Annotated in this window: 15 protein-coding genes; all 15 read left to right on the forward strand. The window is 72.2% G+C overall.

Features of this window, described 5'->3' with window-relative positions; all coding sequences use genetic code 11:
• The first annotated feature begins 19 nt into the window (after window positions 1-19).
• Window positions 20-1579: a UDP-N-acetylmuramoyl-L-alanyl-D-glutamate--2,6-diaminopimelate ligase gene (locus ABIE38_RS02850; RefSeq protein ID WP_354053912.1), complete on the forward strand. Its 1560-nt coding sequence runs from the start codon at window positions 20-22 to the stop codon at window positions 1577-1579.
• A complete protein-coding gene (locus ABIE38_RS02855) occupies window positions 1576-3090 on the forward strand; it encodes a UDP-N-acetylmuramoyl-tripeptide--D-alanyl-D-alanine ligase (RefSeq protein WP_354053913.1) in 1515 nt (504 codons plus the stop codon). Before ABIE38_RS02850 ends, ABIE38_RS02855 begins: the two co-directional genes overlap by 4 nt.
• The gene (mraY, locus tag ABIE38_RS02860) at window positions 3087-4181 is read left to right on the forward strand and encodes a phospho-N-acetylmuramoyl-pentapeptide-transferase (RefSeq protein ID WP_179525064.1); all 1095 of its coding nucleotides are present in this window, start codon (window positions 3087-3089) and stop codon (window positions 4179-4181) included. Before ABIE38_RS02855 ends, mraY begins: the two co-directional genes overlap by 4 nt.
• Complete coding sequence (gene murD / locus ABIE38_RS02865; RefSeq protein WP_354053914.1) at window positions 4178-5704, forward strand: UDP-N-acetylmuramoyl-L-alanine--D-glutamate ligase; 1527 nt, start codon at window positions 4178-4180, stop codon at window positions 5702-5704. Before mraY ends, murD begins: the two co-directional genes overlap by 4 nt.
• A 3-nt stretch (window positions 5705-5707) precedes the next feature.
• The gene (ftsW, locus tag ABIE38_RS02870) at window positions 5708-7465 is read left to right on the forward strand and encodes a putative lipid II flippase FtsW (protein ID WP_354053915.1); all 1758 of its coding nucleotides are present in this window, start codon (window positions 5708-5710) and stop codon (window positions 7463-7465) included.
• Window positions 7462-8580 carry an undecaprenyldiphospho-muramoylpentapeptide beta-N-acetylglucosaminyltransferase gene (murG, locus tag ABIE38_RS02875; protein WP_354053916.1) on the forward strand — a complete coding sequence of 373 codons (1119 nt, stop codon included), beginning with the start codon at window positions 7462-7464 and terminating at the stop codon, window positions 8578-8580. The genes ftsW and murG overlap by 4 nt, the downstream gene beginning before the upstream one ends.
• An 83-nt stretch (window positions 8581-8663) precedes the next feature.
• Window positions 8664-10085, forward strand: coding sequence for a UDP-N-acetylmuramate--L-alanine ligase (murC, locus tag ABIE38_RS02880; protein WP_354054074.1), 1422 nt, complete (start codon window positions 8664-8666; stop codon window positions 10083-10085).
• A gap of 30 nt (window positions 10086-10115) precedes the next feature.
• Complete coding sequence (locus ABIE38_RS02885) at window positions 10116-10931, forward strand: cell division protein FtsQ/DivIB (RefSeq protein ID WP_354053917.1); 816 nt, start codon at window positions 10116-10118, stop codon at window positions 10929-10931.
• 183 nt (window positions 10932-11114) lie between these two features.
• Window positions 11115-12296 (forward strand): cell division protein FtsZ, encoded by a 1182-nt coding sequence (gene ftsZ, locus ABIE38_RS02890; RefSeq protein WP_354053918.1) that lies wholly within the window; start codon window positions 11115-11117, stop codon window positions 12294-12296.
• A 5-nt stretch (window positions 12297-12301) separates the two neighbouring features.
• The gene (gene pgeF, locus ABIE38_RS02895; RefSeq protein ID WP_354053919.1) at window positions 12302-13024 is read left to right on the forward strand and encodes a peptidoglycan editing factor PgeF; all 723 of its coding nucleotides are present in this window, start codon (window positions 12302-12304) and stop codon (window positions 13022-13024) included.
• Between the two features lie 76 nt (window positions 13025-13100).
• Window positions 13101-13829 carry a YggS family pyridoxal phosphate-dependent enzyme gene (locus ABIE38_RS02900; RefSeq protein ID WP_354053920.1) on the forward strand — a complete coding sequence of 243 codons (729 nt, stop codon included), beginning with the start codon at window positions 13101-13103 and terminating at the stop codon, window positions 13827-13829.
• Window positions 13830-13901: 72 nt separating this feature from the next.
• A complete protein-coding gene (locus ABIE38_RS02905) occupies window positions 13902-14600 on the forward strand; it encodes a cell division protein SepF (protein ID WP_354053921.1) in 699 nt (232 codons plus the stop codon).
• A gap of 71 nt (window positions 14601-14671) precedes the next feature.
• Window positions 14672-14971 (forward strand): YggT family protein, encoded by a 300-nt coding sequence (locus ABIE38_RS02910; protein WP_354053922.1) that lies wholly within the window; start codon window positions 14672-14674, stop codon window positions 14969-14971.
• Window positions 14972-15126: 155 nt separating this feature from the next.
• Window positions 15127-16035, forward strand: coding sequence for a DivIVA-like cell division protein Wag31 (gene wag31 / locus ABIE38_RS02915; RefSeq protein ID WP_354053923.1), 909 nt, complete (start codon window positions 15127-15129; stop codon window positions 16033-16035).
• Window positions 16036-16161: 126 nt separating this feature from the next.
• The gene (locus tag ABIE38_RS02920; protein ID WP_354053924.1) at window positions 16162-16383 is read left to right on the forward strand and encodes a hypothetical protein; all 222 of its coding nucleotides are present in this window, start codon (window positions 16162-16164) and stop codon (window positions 16381-16383) included.
• The last annotated feature ends 153 nt before the right edge of the window (window positions 16384-16536 follow it).

Genomic DNA, 16536 nt, shown 5'->3' on the forward strand with positions numbered 1-16536 from the left:
GGCGGGTCGAGGACAGGCTATGACGACAGCGGCACAGCTGGCGGACGCGGTGCGCGCCGGCCTCCTCGGCGACAGGGAGGCAGCCCACACGGAGCTCACCGGCGCCACCATCCGGGCCCAGGACGCGGTGCCCGGCACGCTCTTCGCGGCGCTGCCCGGAACCAGGATCCACGGCGCCTCGTTCTGTTCGACCGCGGTCGAGGCGGGCGCCTCGGCCGTGCTCACCGACGCCGAGGGTCTGGAGCTGATGGGGCCCGCCGCCGAGCGCGTCCCGGTCCTCGTGCACCCCCATCCGCGGTCCGTCCTGGGCGAGGTGGCGGCGGCCATCGTCGGGGACCCGTCCGCGGAGCTGGACGTCGTGGGGATCACCGGGACGTCGGGCAAGACCACCACCTCCTATCTGGTGGAGGCCGCACTCGAGGGCTGTGGCCTCGTGGCGGGGATCATCGGTACCACGGGCAGCCGGGTGGGCGGGCGACACCTGCCGAGCAGCCTCACGACCCCTGAAGCCCCCGAGTTCCAGGCGCTGTTGGGTGCGATGCGCTCGGAGGGCGCCCGCGCCGTGGCCGCCGAGGTCTCCAGCCACGCGCTGCGGCTCGGCCGGGTGGACGGGACGCGGTTCGCCGTCGGCGCGTTCCTCAACCTCTCCCAGGATCACCTCGACTTCCACCCGAGCATGGACGACTACTTCAGGGCCAAGGCCCGACTCTTCGATGCCGATGCCGACACGGGTTCCGCGGTGCGGCCCGCCGAACGGGCCGTGATCGTGATCGACGACGACTGGGGGAGGCGTCTGTTGGCGTCCCGGCCGGACGCGGTGACCGTCTCGGCCGATCCCCGCGGGTCGGCCGACTGGACGGCGGGCGAGGCGCTGACCACCGACGGCGATCGCCAGGCCTTCGCCGCGTGGGGACCGCACGGCGTGACCGTGGAGGTCGATCTGCCACTGCTCGGCCGCTTCAACGTGGCCAATGCACTCGTCGCGCTCGCGATCGTCGACTCCCTCGGGTTGGACGTTCGGGCCGCGGCCGCCGGGCTTCGGAACGTGAGGGTTCCGGGCCGGCTCGAGCCCGTGGTCCGGGGCCAGGACTTCCGGGTGCTGGTGGACTACGCCCACAAACCCGCCGCGGTCGCCGCGGTCCTCCGCTCCGTGCGTGCGCAGACCAGCGGGCGGGTCGCCGTCGTCCTGGGCGCGGGCGGGGACAGGGACCCGGGCAAGCGACCTCTGATGGGGGCTGCGGCCGCGGAGGTCGCGGACCTCGTGGTGGTGACCGACGACAACCCGCGAAGCGAGGACCCGGCCGCGATCCGCGAGGCCGTCCGGGCGGGCGCCGAGTCCACAGCGACCGGGGGCACCCGCATCGAGGAGATAGGGGACCGGGGGGCCGCGATCGCCGCGGCGATCGACTGGGCCCGCGCCGGCGACGCCGTGGTGATCGCGGGCAAGGGCCACGAGACCGGGCAGGAGATCGACGGCGCGGTCTTCCCCTTCGACGACCGGGCCCGCGCGGCCGAAGAACTCATCAGACGCATGCACTACACCGACCCATCGGTCCAGACGGAGGACAGCACCTCATGATCGACCTCACCCTCGGCGAGATCGCCGGGATCGTCGGCGGTCGGTTGGTCGGCGGCGACCCCTCGACCGCGGTCACCGGTTCCGTCGAGTTCGACTCCCGTCGTATAGAGCCGGGCGGACTGTTCCTCGCACTGCCCGGCGAGCGGGTCGACGGCCACGAGTTCGTCGCCCGCGCGAAGCAGGCGGGCGCGGCGGCGGCAATGGTCGCCCGCGAGGTCACCGAGGTCCCCGAGGGCGCGGGCCCGCAGATCGTGGTGCCCCCCGTGGACCGGCGCGAGACCAACGCCATGGCCCTGGCCGCGGATTCCGACGGGTCCGGAGCGGCGGTACTGGCGGCGCTCGGGTCCCTGGCGCGCGCCAGCGTGGACAGGCTGGTCGCCGACCACGGTCTCGTCGTGGTCGGGATCACGGGCTCCTCGGGCAAGACCAGCACCAAGGACCTCATCGGCGCGGTCCTCTCCGCCGCCGGGACGGTCATCGCGCCGCCCGGATCGTTCAACAACGAGATCGGACATCCCTGGACCGCCCTCCGAGCCGACGAGTCCACTGACTTCCTGGTGCTCGAGCTGAGTGCTCGCGCGCCGGGCAACATCCGCGAGCTCGCGGAGATCGCGCCCCCGAGGATCGGGGTGGTGCTCAACGTGGGGACCGCGCACCTCGGGGAGTTCGGGTCGCGCGACGTCATCGCCGCCACGAAAGGTGAGCTGGTCGAGGCCCTGCCGGATGCGGCCCACGGAGGGGTCGCGGTGCTCAACGCCGACGACGACCGGGTCCTGGGAATGGCCGGGCGGACCTCCGCCGAGGTCGTGACGGTCGGGTCGCGCCGGTCCGCGGACCTCCGCGCCGAGGACGTGCGGCTCGACGACGAGGTCCGGGCCTCCTTCCGGCTGGTGACCCGGGACGGCGAGGCCGACGTGGCCCTCCGCGTCCACGGCGAACACCAGGTGGGTAACGCCCTGTCGGCCGCCGCCGTGGGTCTGGCCTGCGGCATGGACGTCGCCGCGGTCGCCACCGCCCTCGGCACCGCCCGGGCCGCCTCCGCCCGGCGGATGGACGTCCGGGTCACCACCGACGGTGTCACCGTGATCAACGACTCCTACAACGCCAACCCCGATTCGGTGCGGGCCGCCCTCAAATCGCTCGCGGTGATGGCGCGGTCGGGAGGAGGACACCGCCGGACCTGGGCGATCCTGGGCGAGATGGCGGAACTCGGCGACGACTCGGTGACGGAGCACGACCTCATCGGACGGTTCCTCGTGCGCCTCGACGTGTCCCAACTCGTGGTGGTCGGCCGGGGTCGACCCCAGCGCGCAATGTTCCAGGGGGCGGTGCAGGAGGGCTCGTGGGGATCGGAGGCGGAGCACGTCGAGACCGCCGAGGAGGCGTTCGCCATCGTGGACGAGCGCGTGCAGCCGGGTGACATCGTGTTGGTCAAGGCCTCGGCGGCCGTGGGCTTGTGGAGCGTCGCGGAGCATCTGCTCGCGTCGCGTGGTGAGGAGAAGTCCGAATGACCCAGATCATGATCGCGGGCATCGTCGCCTTCGTCGTGAGCATCTTCCTCACCCCGGTGCTCATCATCTATTTCCGGCGGCACGGCTTCGGGCAGGAGATCCGCCTGGAGGGCCCGCAGTCACACATGAGCAAGCGCGGGACCCCCAACATGGGCGGGATCGCGATCCTCGCCGCGGTGTGGCTGGGGTACATCGTGGCCGGGCTGGTGGGGCAGGTGACGGTGGGCGGTGGCGGGTTCACCGCCTCAGGCCTGCTCATCCTCGGACTGGCGACCGCGTTGGCGGTGGTTGGGATGATCGACGACGGCCTCAAGGTCTTCAAGCGGCACAACAAGGGCCTGGGCATCCTGTCCAAGACCGTCGGTCAGGTGCTCGCGGCCCTCGCCTTCGGCATCCTGGTCCTGGGATTCCGCAACGACGACGGGCTGACCCCTGCCAGCAGGTCGCTGAGTTACGTGCGGGACTTCGTCGCCGTGACCTTCCCGGTTGTCGTCTTCCTCGTCTTCATCGTCCTCCTGGTGTACGGCTGGTCCAACGCGGTCAACTTCACCGACGGTCTGGACGGGCTCGCGGCCGGTTCGATGGCCATGGTCATGGGCACCTACGTGGTGTTCAGCTTCTGGCAGTTCCGGTACTCGTGCTTCTCCACGGCGGAGGGGGTGGACCTGTCCGGGTGCTACCAGGTCCGGGATCCTCTCGACATCGCCGTGGTGTGCTCCGCCGCGCTCGGGGCGTGCCTGGGCTTCCTGTGGTGGAACGCGGCGCCGGCCAAGATCTTCATGGGCGACACGGGGTCGATGTTCCTCGGCGGCATCGTCGCCGGTGTCTCGGTGGTCTCCCGGACCGAGCTCCTGATGGTCGTCGTCGGCGCGGTCTTCGTGATCGAGTTCGTCTCGGTACTCATCCAGGTCGCGGCGTTCCGCACGACCGGCCGTCGTCCGTTCCGGATGACACCCATCCACCACCATTTCGAGAACGGCGGGTGGGCCGAGACGACCGTGACCATCAGGTTCTGGCTCCTCGTGGCCATCTCCTGTGGCCTGGCCATCGCGCTGTTCTACGGTGACTGGCTCGCGAGCTCGACGGGATGACGGACGTGACACGGGACAACACGATCCAGAACGGGACGACTGGACCCGGGACGACGCGGCGGCGTGTGGGCATCGGCGACCTCGCCGGCGCCCGCGTGCTCGTCCTCGGCGCCGGGGTGTCCGGACCGGGGGCCGTCCGGATCCTCCACGCGCTCGGCGCGGAGCCCGTGGTGGCGGACTCACGACCGGAGGCCGTCGAGCTACTGCGGGGGGCGCTCCCGGACGGCGTGACCTGTACCGGGGTCGGCCTCGACCGCGCTGCGGAGTTGCTCGTCGACACCGGCCCGGGGCGCGTCGACCTGGTGGTGACCAGCCCGGGGTGGCGGCCGGACTCCCCGCTGCTGCGGACCGCGGCCGAGGCCGGCCTCGAGCTGTGGGGGGACGTCGAACTGGCCTGGCGCGCCGACGCGGCCGGGATGTTCGGACCGCCACGGACGTGGCTCGCGGTGACCGGGACCAACGGGAAGACCACCACCACCTCGATGCTCGAGGCGATCTGCCTGGAGGCGGGGATGGCCGTGCGCGCGTGCGGCAACATCGGCCTGCCGGTGACCGAGGTGCTCCTCGCCGAGCCCAGGGTGGAGGTCCTCGCCGCCGAGCTGTCGAGTTTCCAGCTCCACTGGGCCCCCGGGTGCCGACCCGACGTGGGGGTGGTCCTCAACGTCGCGGAGGACCACCTTGACTGGCACGGGTCGATGGAGGCCTACGCCGCGGCCAAGGCACAGGTGCTCACCGGGCGGGTCGCGGTGGCCGGTGCCGAGGACGAGATCGCCTCCCGACTCCTCGCCGCGGCCCCGGCCCCGAGGCGGATCGGGGTGCGCCTCGGCGCACCCGGCGCCGGCGAGTTCGGTGTGATCGACGGTGTCCTCACCGCGCGGATCGGTGATCAGGAGGGCGACGACGACGAGGTGGCGCTGCTGCCCGCCGTGGACGTCCGGCCGCCCGGGCCCGCGGGCGTCCTCGACGCCCTGGCCGCCGCCGCCGTGGCGATGTCCGTGGGGGCGCAGGCGGAGCACGTGGCGGCCGCGCTCCGGGGATTCACGGTGGCCGCGCATCGCGCCGAGCTCGTCGACACCGTCGACGAGGTCCGCTACGTGGACGACTCCAAGGCGACCAACCCGCACGCCGCGCGCACCTCGCTGCTGGCGGGCGGGAAGATGGTGTGGCTCGCCGGCGGTCTGCTCAAGGGCGCCGATGTCGACCCGCTGGTGGCGGAGGTGTCGCACCTACTCCGCGGTGTGGTCCTGATCGGCCGCGACCGCGGGCGGATCGCCGAGGCATTGTCCCGACACGCGCCGGGGGTGCCCGTCGTGGAGCTGGCCTCGGGAGACGATGACGGTGCGGCGGCTCCCGACGAGCCGCAGCAGACGATGGACCGCGCGGTCGCCGAGGCCGCACGGATGGCCACCGGAGGCGACACCGTACTGCTCGCCCCCGCCGCCGCGTCGATGGACATGTTCACCGACTACGGCCACCGCGGGCGCAGCTTCGCGCTCGCCGTGGGCCGGGTCGCCGGGAGGTAGGGCATGGCACTTCACGAACCCGCTCGCCGGGACGACGCCGACGATGCCGGCGCCGCGACCCGGCCCGATCTGTTGGGGCGCATCGCCGCGCCACTGGCCGCGATCAACCGTGCGCCGCTGACCTCGTACCACGTGGTCATGGTGGTCACCGCCCTGCTCACCGTGATCGGCCTGGGGATGGTGCTGTCGAGCTCCAACGTCCTCGCCTTCTCCGGCGGTGGCACGCCGTTCGACATCTTCCTGCGCCAGGCCGTGTTCGTCACGATCGGCTGGGTGGGGTTCGTGGTGGCCCTGCGCATGCGGTTCGAGCTGCTCCGGGCCGCCGCGCTGCCGATGCTCCTGGTGTCCATCGGTCTGCTCATCGCCGTGCTGATCCCGGGTGTGGGCATGGAGATCAACGGCTCCCGAGGGTGGATCGACCTCGGTTTCTTCGCGATCCAGCCCGCGGAGATCGCCAAGTTCACGTTCATCATCTGGGCGTCGTCGGTGGTGGCCAAGCGCATCCGCACCGGGTACTGGCTCGACCTGCTCTTCCCGGCCATCGTGGGGTACGGGGTGATCGCCGCCCTCGTCGTGGTCGCCCCCGACCTCGGCATGGCCACGGCGGTGACCATCGCCTTCCTGTGCGTGCTGTGGTTCTCCGGGTACCCCACCCGGCACTTCGTGTGGGTGATCGCGTTCGGCACCGTCGTGTTCGGCGTGCTCGCCGTGACGTTCGCCTACCGCTTCGAGCGGGTCAGGACCTTCTTCAACACCTTCGTCGGCGACTTCTCGAACCCCCAGGGTTCGGCCTACCAGTCGTATCAGGGGATGCTCTCGCTCGCCGAGGGCGGACTGTTCGGTGTGGGCCTGGGGCAGTCCAGCGCCAAGTGGTTCTACCTTCCCGAGGCGACCAACGACTTCATCTTCGCCATCATCGGGGAGGAGCTCGGCTGGTTCGGTGCCGCCGTGGTCGTCACGCTGTACCTGGCGCTGGGGTGGGCGGGCATGCGTGTCGCGCTGCGGTCGGCCGACCCGTTCCGTCGTCTGCTGGCCGGCACGATCACCACGACGATCGTGCTGCAGGCGTTCATCAACATCGGGTACGTGGTGGGCCTGCTCCCGGTCACCGGCCTCCAGCTGCCCCTCATCTCCAACGGTGGCACCTCGGCGGTCGTGACCCTGGCCTCCCTCGGACTCCTCGCCAACTGCGCCCGCCACGAGCCCGAGGCGATCTCGGCGATCCTCAGCTCCCCGGAGCGACGTCGGCGTCGCTGGTTCACCCTCCCGGACCCGCGCCCGTACACCCCCGAGCGCCCGGTCCCGGCCTCGGACGCACCCGGCCGCTCGAGTGCCGGTGCCCGTCGCTACGGCGAGCCCGTCACCCGGCAACCCGCACCCCGGTCGTCCACCGCCCGTGCGGCGGCCGCGGGACCGTCGGCCGCCCGATCGTCCGGAGCGCGCTCGGCCGGAGCACGGCCGTCCGACCCACCGGCCCGGGATAGGTCCGCGGCCGCCCGCAGGGCCGCCCAGCCCGCTCCGGCCCCGCGCCCGGCGCGCGGGGCACCCACGGGCCCGGCGTACGAGTCGATGCCGATCCCGGCCGACACCGCCCGCGATCGTCGTCGTGGGGCCACCGCCATGACCGGTCGCAACGCCCGCGGTGTCCGCGGTCGTGAGGCCGACCGTCGCCAGCCCCGACGCCCCGCACCCGACCCCGGATCACGGCAGTCCCCGGGCGCCGGCGGTCCCAGCCCGATCCACCGGGGACGGGAGCGATGACCGCGCCGCGCCGTGACGGTCCCTCGGTCCTCGTCGTGGGGGGTGGCACCGCGGGTCACATCGAGCCCGCCCTGGCCGTCGGTGAGGCGGTGGCAGGGCTCGACCCCGCCGCTCGCGTCACCGCCGTCGGCACCCCCAGGGGGCTCGAGACGGAGTTGGTCCCGCGCCGCGGGTTCCCGCTCGAGTTGGTCGACCCCGTGCCGCTGCCCCGCAGCGTGGGTGGGGACCTGTTCCGCCTGCCCACCCGGTTGGTCCGCGCGGTTCGTGGCGCCCGCGACGTGCTGCGCCGGACGGAGGCCGACGTCGTGGTGGGCTTCGGCGGATACGCGTGTGTCCCCGTGTACCTGGCGGCAGCCCTCACCAGGGGTCGCGTCCCGATCGTGGTCCACGAGGCCAACGCCCGCGCGGGGATCGCCAACAAGCTCGGAAGCCGGTTCGCGGTGGCCACCCTCGCCGCGGTGAGCGACTCCGGGCTCGACGCCCGGGTGGTGGGCAATCCGGTGAGGCGGGCGGTGACCGGTCTCGACCGGCCGGCCCTCCGAGCCGAGGCCCGGGCGGCCTTCGGGCTGGACCCCGACGCGCCGACCGTGCTGGTCGTGGGCGGATCCCAGGGGGCGCGGTCCCTCAACACCGCGATGGCCGCGGTGGCGCAGGAGTTCTCCGACTCCGGAGTCGGGGTGCTCCACGCGGTGGGACCCAAGAATCTCGGTGACGCACCGGTCGTGGCGGGGGATGGCCCCGCCTACGTGACGGTGCCGTACCTGGACCGGATGGACCTGGCGTACGCGGCCGCCGACCTGATCCTGTGTCGGTCCGGCGCGATCACGGTGGCCGAGGTGTCCGCCGTGGGGCTCCCCGCCGTGTTCGTCCCGCTCCCGCACGGCAACGGGGAGCAGGCCCTCAACGCCCGCGACCTGGTCGCGGGTGGTGCGGCATTGCTCGTCGAGGACGCCGCACTCACCCCGGACCACCTGCGGTCCACTGTCCTGCCACTCGCCCTGGACCGGGACCGACTGGACAGCATGTCCGCGGCCGCCGTCAGCGGCGGTTCACGAGATGCGGCGGAGGTCGTGGCGCGGATCGCGCTCGACGCCGCCGGGAAGGCCCGGCGTTGACCGAGAGCACCACACCAGAGGCCCGACCCACCGGGGACGACGTCACGGCGGGGTCCGTTCCCGCAACCCTGACCCGGGTCCACATGATCGGCATCGGCGGCGCGGGCATGTCCGCCGTCGCGCGGATCCTGCTCGACCACGGTGTGGCGGTCTCGGGAAGCGACGCCAGGGATTCGGCGGACCTCCGGGCGCTGGAGACGCGCGGCGCGGTGGTGCGGGTCGGCCACGACGCGTCCGCGCTGGACGCGCTCGACTCCCCGCCGCAGATCGTGGTGGTCTCCAAGGCCGCGATCCCCGCGGACAACCCCGAGCTGGTCGCGGCCCGGGCCGCCGGGATCCCCGTGGTCACGCGCTCCCAGGTACTGGGTCACCTCGCCCGCGCCGGTCGCTCGATCATGGTGTGCGGCACGCACGGGAAGACCTCCACGACGTCGATGCTGATCGCCGGGATGCTGGCCGCCGGTGCCGACCCGTCCTTCGCGGTGGGCGGCACGGTCCTGCAGTTCGGCACCAACGCCCACGGCGGGACCGATCCGGTGTTCGTGGCCGAGGCCGACGAGTCCGACGGCTCACTGGTGCACTACGAGCCCGACGTGGTGATCCTGACCAACGCCGAGCCCGACCACCTCGACCACTTCGGCACCGCCGAGGCGTATTTCGAGGTCTTCGACACCTTCCTCGCCAGGATCCCGGACACCGGCGTCCTGGTGGTCTGCCTGGACGACGCGGGAGCCGCCGAGCGCGCCCGCCGGGCGGCGGCCGCGGGGGTCCGGGTGGTGGGGTACCGCACCACGGCCGGTCCCGAGACCGACCTGCCGGTGGTGGGTGAACTCGCCGGGATCGACGTCGATTCGAACGGGACCCGGGCCGGGCTCACCCTGGACGGGCGGTCTCGAGGCGAACTCCACGTGGGGACCCCGGGTCGACACATGGCGCTCAACGCGCTCGCCGCGCTCCTGGCCGCCCGGGAGGTCGCCGGGGACGCCGGGATCGACGTCGACGACGTCCTGTCCGGTCTGTCCGGATTCGGGGGAGTGGGCCGTCGGTTCGAACCGAAGGGCACGGTAGCCGTCCAGGGTGGCCTGGTGCGGGTGTTCGACGACTACGCGCATCATCCGACCGAGGTCAGGGCGGTCCTGAGTGCCGGGCGGGAGATCGTCGCCTCGGACGGTGGCCGCCTGATCGCGGTCTTCCAGCCCCACCTGTACTCGCGCACCCGCATCTTCGCCGAGGAGTTCGGTCGGGCGTTGTCCCTGGCCGACGAGGTGGTGGTGGTCGACGTGTACGGCGCGCGCGAGCAACCCGAGGAGGGTGTCGACGGCGGCCTCGTCGCCCGCCACGTGAGCTCGCCGGCCCACCACGTCCCCGACCTCGACGCCGCCCTGTCCACGGTGCTCGGGATCGTCCGGCCGGACGATGTGGTCTTCACGCTCGGGGCCGGTGACATCACCACGCTCGGCCCGAGGATCGTGGCCGGGCCCGCGGGGAGCGGGACGGGGTCATGACGAGGGCCACGCCGTGAAGGGGGCTCAGCGGTGACCGACGAGCCACTCGATCAGCCGACGGACCCGGCGGCCTCGGACGACCCGGACCGGAGACTCGCCGCGGCGGCCGTCCGGAGCTCGGACGAGCGGGTACGTCACTCCGACCCCGCGGTGCGGGCCACGCTGCGCAGGCGACGTCGCCGCACCAACCGCATCTATATCGGGCTCGGAGTGGCGCTGGTCGTCCTCCTGGTGGGGTACATCGCGCTGTACTTCCTGCCGGTGTTCTCCGTCCGGGAGGTCCGGGTCGTCGGGACCCGGACCATTCCCGTGGAGGCGGTGACCGAGCGCGCGGCGGTGTCCCCCGGGACCCCGCTGCTCCAGGTGGACACCCACGCGGTGGCGCGCCGCGTGGCGGGGATCCCGAGGGTGGACCAGGTCACGGTCAAGCGGGACTACCCCTCGAACCTGCGGATCGAGCTGATCGAGCGCACCGCACTGGTCGTGGTCGAGGTCGACGGCGCACGGCACCTGGTGGACGGGCAGGGAATCGATTTCGGGGAGGGGGACCCGCCTCCCGGCACCCCCGAGCTCACCGTGGGGGACGGCGCCCGGTCCGACCTGCCCGGGATCGTCCGGGACCTGTCGACGGTCTTCGCCGAGGTCCGGGGGACCGCGGGACAGGAGATCGCGTCCGTCGAGGTGGAGAGTCCGGCGTCGATCGTCCTCACCCTCGTCGACGGTCGCACCGTGGAGTGGGGGGCCGCGGGTCGCGACCACGAGAAGGCGGTCGCCCTGCAGATGGTCCTCGAGCAACCCGGGCAGATCTGGAACGTCTCCAATCCGGCGTTGCCGGCCTCACGGTAGACCGACACGCCCGCGAGCCTCGTGGACGTGCGGGGCCGGTGCCCCTACCGTGTGATCCGACGGCGGAAACCGCCTCTGACCAGCAACTTTAACCCTCAAGTAGAGGGTGAGAGTTAGGCGAGAGTCTTTCGTCGAGACAGCATGCAACCGAGCACGACACCCCCAAAGGAAGGCCGGGCCTCGATGAGCTCACCGCACAACTACCTCGCAGTCATCAAGGTCGTCGGAATCGGGGGCGGCGGTGTCAACGCCGTGAACAGGATGATCGACGAGGGCCTCAAGGGCGTCGAGTTCATCGCGGTGAACACCGATGCGCAGGCGCTGCTGATGTCCGACGCCGACGTCAAGCTCGACGTCGGTCGCGAACTCACACGCGGCCTCGGCGCCGGCGCCGACCCGGAGGTCGGGCGCAAGGCGGCGGAGGACCACAAGGACGAGATCGAGGAGGTCCTCAAGGGCGCGGACATGGTCTTCGTCACGGCCGGGGAGGGTGGCGGTACCGGCACCGGTGGCGCGCCGGTCGTCGCGGCCATCGCCCGCAAGCTCGGCGCGCTCACCGTCGGCGTCGTCACCCGCCCGTTCTCCTTCGAGGGCAAGCGTCGCGGGGGACAGGCCGAGGCGGGGATCGAGGGCCTGCGCGAGGCCTGCGACACCCTGATCGTGATCCCCAACGACCGCCTGCTCCAGCTCGGGGACGCCGGCGTGTCCATGATGGAGGCCTTCAAGACCGCCGACGAGGTCCTCCTCAACGGCGTCCAGGGGATCACCGACCTCATCACCACCCCCGGCGTGATCAACGTCGACTTCGCCGACGTCAAGGGCGTCATGTCCGGGGCCGGCAGCGCGCTCATGGGGATCGGCTCCTCGCGGGGCGAGGGTCGGGCGTACAAGGCCGCGGAGGCCGCCATCAACTCGCCGCTCCTGGAGACCACGATGGAGGGTGCCAAGGGCGTGCTCATGTCGATCGCCGGCGGCAGCGACCTGGGCCTGTTCGAGATCAACGAGGCCGCGACGCTCGTCCAGGAGGAGGCGCACCCCGACGCCAACATCATCTTCGGGACCGTCGTCGACGACTCCCTCGGCGACGAGGTGCGGGTGACCGTCATCGCCGCCGGGTTCGAGGGCGGGTCCCGGCAGTCCTCCGGTTCGGGTCTCCCGCGGCGCGGCCGTCATCACCTCGACGACGACGAGGTCCCCGGCGCCTCCGGCGACACCGGCGGGGCCTCCGGGCTCGGATCGACCCCGCTCGACGGCGGTCGTCGCGAGGAGCGCCGCGAGTCGGGTCAGCCCGGCGCCGGTTCCCAGGGATCGCGCCGCCGGGACGAGGACGACGACATCGACGTCCCCCCCTTCATGCGGCACTGACCGCCGTGGCCACCCACGGCCCCGGGCGCGTCCGCCGGGTCATCACCACTCGCCGCGGAGGCGCCTCCACCGGGGACTTCGACTCGTTCAACCTCGGTGACCACGTCGGAGACGCCCCGGCCGCGGTGGCGGCCAACCGGGCCCGTCTCGCGCGCAGGCTAGGCGTGGCGGCGACGGACGTGGTGTGGATGGATCAGGTCCACGGCACCCGGATCGCCCGGGTCACCCGCCCCACGGGCGGGGCCGTCCCGGCGACCGACGGGCTCGTGACGGACCGGCCAGGCCTGGCACTGGCCGTGCTGAGCGCCGATTGCGTGCCCGTCCTCGCCGCGGACGAGCAGGCCGGGGTCATCGGCGCGGCCCACGCCGGTCGGAAGGGTGCCGTCGGCGGTATCGTCCCCTCGCTGATCGGGGCCATGACGTCGTTGGGGGCCCGCCCCGAGAGGATCTCCGTCCTGCTCGGACCGGCCGCGGCGGGGCGACACTACGAACTGCCCGACGACCTCGCCGACGAGGTCGAGGCGGCCCTGCCGGGCAGCCGCACCCGGACCGTGGACGGGACGGCCGGGGTGGACCTGCGCGCGGGCCTGGCCCGGCAGCTCGCCGGACTCGGCGTGGTCCGCGTGGACACCGACCCGCGGTGCACCATCGCCGACGACTCCCTCTTCTCCTACCGCAGACAGGGTCGCACCGGACGCCAGGCCAGTGTGATCCTGCGGCAGCTCTGACCTGCTGGCGACCGGCCGGGCCGCTGGCGATAGATTGAAGACATGCAGCGATGTCCCCGCCCGGAGCCCGCCCGCCGTGACTGATCCCCGATCTGAGGAGTTGGCCGCACGGCTCGCCGAGACCAGGGAGCGGATGGACGCGGCGCTGGCGGCCGCGGGACGTCGCGATGGCGTCGACCTCGTCGTCGTCACCAAGTTCCACCCCGTCGCAGATGTCGTACGGCTCGCCCGCCTGGGGGTCCGGGACCTGGGCGAGAACCGCGTCCAGGAGGCGGCTGCGAAGGTGGCCGACCTGTCGGCCGCCGAGCCGGATCTGGCGGCGGCGGTGCGCTGGAACATGATCGGCCACATCCAGTCCAAGAAGGCCGCCGCGGTGGCCGGATGGGCGGACCGCGTGCACTCGGTCGACTCGACCAGGGTCGCGGACGGTCTCCAGAAGGGTCGGGCACGGGCCGCGGCGGAGGGGGAGGGCCCCGGGGAGCTCCCCGTGCTGCTCCAGCTGAGCCTCGACGGCGACATCTCACGTGGCGGGGCGGCCCGCGAGGACCTCCCCGGGCTCGCCGACCACGTCGCGGGACTGGACCACCTGCGGCTGGTCGGACTCATGGTGGTGCCCCCGCTGGACGGGACACCCGCCGCCCACTTCGCCGACGCCGCCCGGGTGGCGGAGGAGCTGCGGCGCGACCACCCGGGGGCCCGCGAGTTCTCCGCCGGGATGTCCGGCGATCTGGAAGCCGCGATCGCCGCCGGTTCGACGTGCGTGCGTGTCGGAACGGCGATCCTCGGGCCGCGACCAGTAGTTTGAGGTCCAGCATCGTGGGGCCTCTCCCCACGAGGAACGGCCCGCGACGACCCGTATCAGGAAGGTCCCCGGAAGATGAGCGCAATCGCCCGGTTCAAGGAGTACTTCGGAATGGCGCCCGTCGCGGCGTACGAGGACGAGTACCTGGACGACTACGACCGACCGGTCCACCACGACATCCGCGGCTCCCGTGCGCTGCACGAGACCGACGACCTCGGTCCCGTCGCACGTGATCGCCGCGAGGACTACGGGTACGCGGCCGACCGCTACGGCGAGGACGCGGCCCCTCGGGCCCGACTCGCCGACCTCGATCCCGTCGAGGACCACCTCGCGGACCGCCGGCAGCGCGGCGGCCTCGACGAGCCGACCCCCCGCCCGCGGCGCTACCACGCCGCGGAGGCCGGAGCCCGCGCCTCGCTGCGCGGCGTGCCCGTCACCCGCGGCGCCGTCGCGCTGGCGCCCGAGGAGGACTTCGTCGAGGACGGTCTGGTGACCCTGCCCGAGACCGTGGTGGAGCGTCCACGGGGATTCGGTGACGGCAAGAGCCTCGGCGAGCACTTCCGCGCCGGTCGCGCCGTGGTGCTCGATCTGTCCACCATGGCCTCCGGCGACGCCCGCCGGATGGTCGACTTCGCCGCAGGACTGGTCTTCGGTCTCGACGGCCGCATGGAGAAGGTCACCGACCGCGAGCGCACCTTCCTCCTGCAGCCCGCCGGGATGGACCTCACCGAGGCCGAGGTCCGCGACGCCGTCAACGGCGCGTTCCGTCGCTGACCCCCGGGCGCCCACCCCGCCTGACCGGGTGCCGGCGGCGCGGCTCCGACCACTGCCAGTAGGGTTATGTCGTGCGTGAAATCCTGCTGGTCCTTTACATCATCACCCAGGTCTTCTGGTATCTCCTGCTCGCCAGGATCGTCGTGGAGATGATCGCCTCATTCTCCCGCGGCTGGAATCCCCGTGGCTTCCTGGCGGTGATCCTCGAATGGCTGTTCACCATCACCGACCCGCCGGTCAAGGCGCTGCGCAAGGTGATCAAGCCCGTGCGGCTCGGCCAGGTCTCCCTGGATCTGTCGGTCCTCGTCCTCTTCGTGATCATCATCGTGGTCCAGCTGATCCTGCGGATCCTCATGGCCAGCGTCGCGTGAGCCGGGCCGGCGGCCGTAGGTGACGCCCGCGGCGGGCCGCAGGTGACGCGCGGGCCGAATGTGACTAGATTGGCACGCGTTAAGGTAGTAATGAAGTCGTGGGTCCGGTTCGAGAACGCCGGGCCGGCACCCGAGACGACCACGAGGGGTATCCCATGCGCTTGACTCCAGCCGATGTGCACAACGTCGCGTTCTCAAAGCCGCCGATCGGTAAGCGGGGCTACAACGAGGACGAGGTCGACCAGTTTCTCGACCTCGTAGAGGAGGAGCTCGGAAAGCTCGTGGAGGACAACGACGACCTCCGTCAGCGTGTCGAGGAGCTGAACAAGGACCTCGAGAAGGCCCGCAAGGCCGCCGATAAGTCCGACAAGACCCCAGGTGACTCCGCGAGCGGTTCGGGTGCCGGCCGCGTCGAGGAGCCCCGGGCCGCCACGCCGGCCGCCGCGCCCCCCGCGCCGACTCCGGCCCCGGCCGCGGCCACCCCCTCCCTCGCGAAGAGCGAGGACAGCGGTGCGGCGAACTCCGACACGCACCTGCGTGCCGCCCGCGTTCTCGCGATGGCGCAGGAGATGGCGGACCGGCTGACCGGGGAGGCCAAGAAGGAGTCCGACGGGCTCATGGCCAAGGCGCGCGGCGAGTCCGATCGGCTGGTCGGCGACGCCAAGACGCAGTCGGAGAAGATGGTCGGCGACGCCCGCAGGGAGGCCGACAAGATCCTCGGCGAGGCCAAGACCAAGTCCGACGGGATCGTCAAGGACGCCCAGTCGCGCTCCGAGCAGCAGATCAAGGAAGCCCAGGCCAAGGCGGACGCCCTGCAGGCCGACGCGGAGCGCAAGCACACCGAGATCATGGCCACCATCAACCAGCAGCGTGGCGTGCTCGAGGGCCGGATCGACCAGTTGCGGACCTTCGAGAAGGACTACCGCAGCCGCCTCACCAGCTACCTCGAGAACCAGCTGTCCGAGCTCGGGAAGTCCGGGTCGGCAGCCCCGGCCGCCCCGGCGGAGAACGCCGGTGCGCCCGACCAGAGTTCCAAGAAGGACGGCGGCCACCGCGCCGAGTAGCCCACCCGCGTCGACGCGTCCGGTCCCCGCCCCTGCCCAGGGTGCGGGGACCGACGTATATTCGGTGAGTGGGATCGCCCCGGAGGCCGGTGCGCCCCAAGACACGCACCACGGCAGGAGGACCGCATGCTCGTCGCCGCACTCGGACTGACGATCCTCGGATTCGCCTTCCTCGTCGCCGCCGTGGCCACCGGTCAGATCGGGTGGGCGTGGGCCTGCATCGTGGTCGGCGCCCTCGGCCTGTTGCTGCTGGTCATGGATCTCATCCGCGGTAGGTCCGCGCGGGACGGTTCCGGACGGGAGCGGTCAGAGGTGGCGGACGAGGCGGACGCCCACACCGACAGGTAACATCACCCCATGTCCGGCGGAGAGCCGGATGCGCTGCGATCCGGCCATCACCGGGGAGCGCTCGGAAGAACGGCCGGTCCCGATGCGGGGCGGCTCAGTAGAACCGAACGGGGGAGCCCGACCGAGCCCCCGACCCACGAGTGGGCGTCGCAC

The sequence above is a fragment of the Dietzia sp. 2505 genome, assembly GCF_040546785.1.
GTDB lineage: Bacteria > Actinomycetota > Actinomycetes > Mycobacteriales > Mycobacteriaceae > Dietzia.

Coding starts and splice junctions, on each gene's coding strand:
- ABIE38_RS02850 (WP_354053912.1), top strand. CDS start 20: ATGACGACAGCGGCACAGCTGGCGGACGCGGTGCGCGCCGGCCTCCTC.
- ABIE38_RS02855 (WP_354053913.1), top strand. CDS start 1,576: ATGATCGACCTCACCCTCGGCGAGATCGCCGGGATCGTCGGCGGTCGG.
- mraY (WP_179525064.1), top strand. CDS start 3,087: ATGACCCAGATCATGATCGCGGGCATCGTCGCCTTCGTCGTGAGCATC.
- murD (WP_354053914.1), top strand. CDS start 4,178: ATGACGGACGTGACACGGGACAACACGATCCAGAACGGGACGACTGGA.
- ftsW (WP_354053915.1), top strand. CDS start 5,708: ATGGCACTTCACGAACCCGCTCGCCGGGACGACGCCGACGATGCCGGC.
- murG (WP_354053916.1), top strand. CDS start 7,462: ATGACCGCGCCGCGCCGTGACGGTCCCTCGGTCCTCGTCGTGGGGGGT.
- murC (WP_354054074.1), top strand. CDS start 8,664: ATGATCGGCATCGGCGGCGCGGGCATGTCCGCCGTCGCGCGGATCCTG.
- ftsZ (WP_354053918.1), top strand. CDS start 11,115: ATGAGCTCACCGCACAACTACCTCGCAGTCATCAAGGTCGTCGGAATC.
- ABIE38_RS02905 (WP_354053921.1), top strand. CDS start 13,902: ATGAGCGCAATCGCCCGGTTCAAGGAGTACTTCGGAATGGCGCCCGTC.
- wag31 (WP_354053923.1), top strand. CDS start 15,127: ATGCGCTTGACTCCAGCCGATGTGCACAACGTCGCGTTCTCAAAGCCG.
- ABIE38_RS02920 (WP_354053924.1), top strand. CDS start 16,162: ATGCTCGTCGCCGCACTCGGACTGACGATCCTCGGATTCGCCTTCCTC.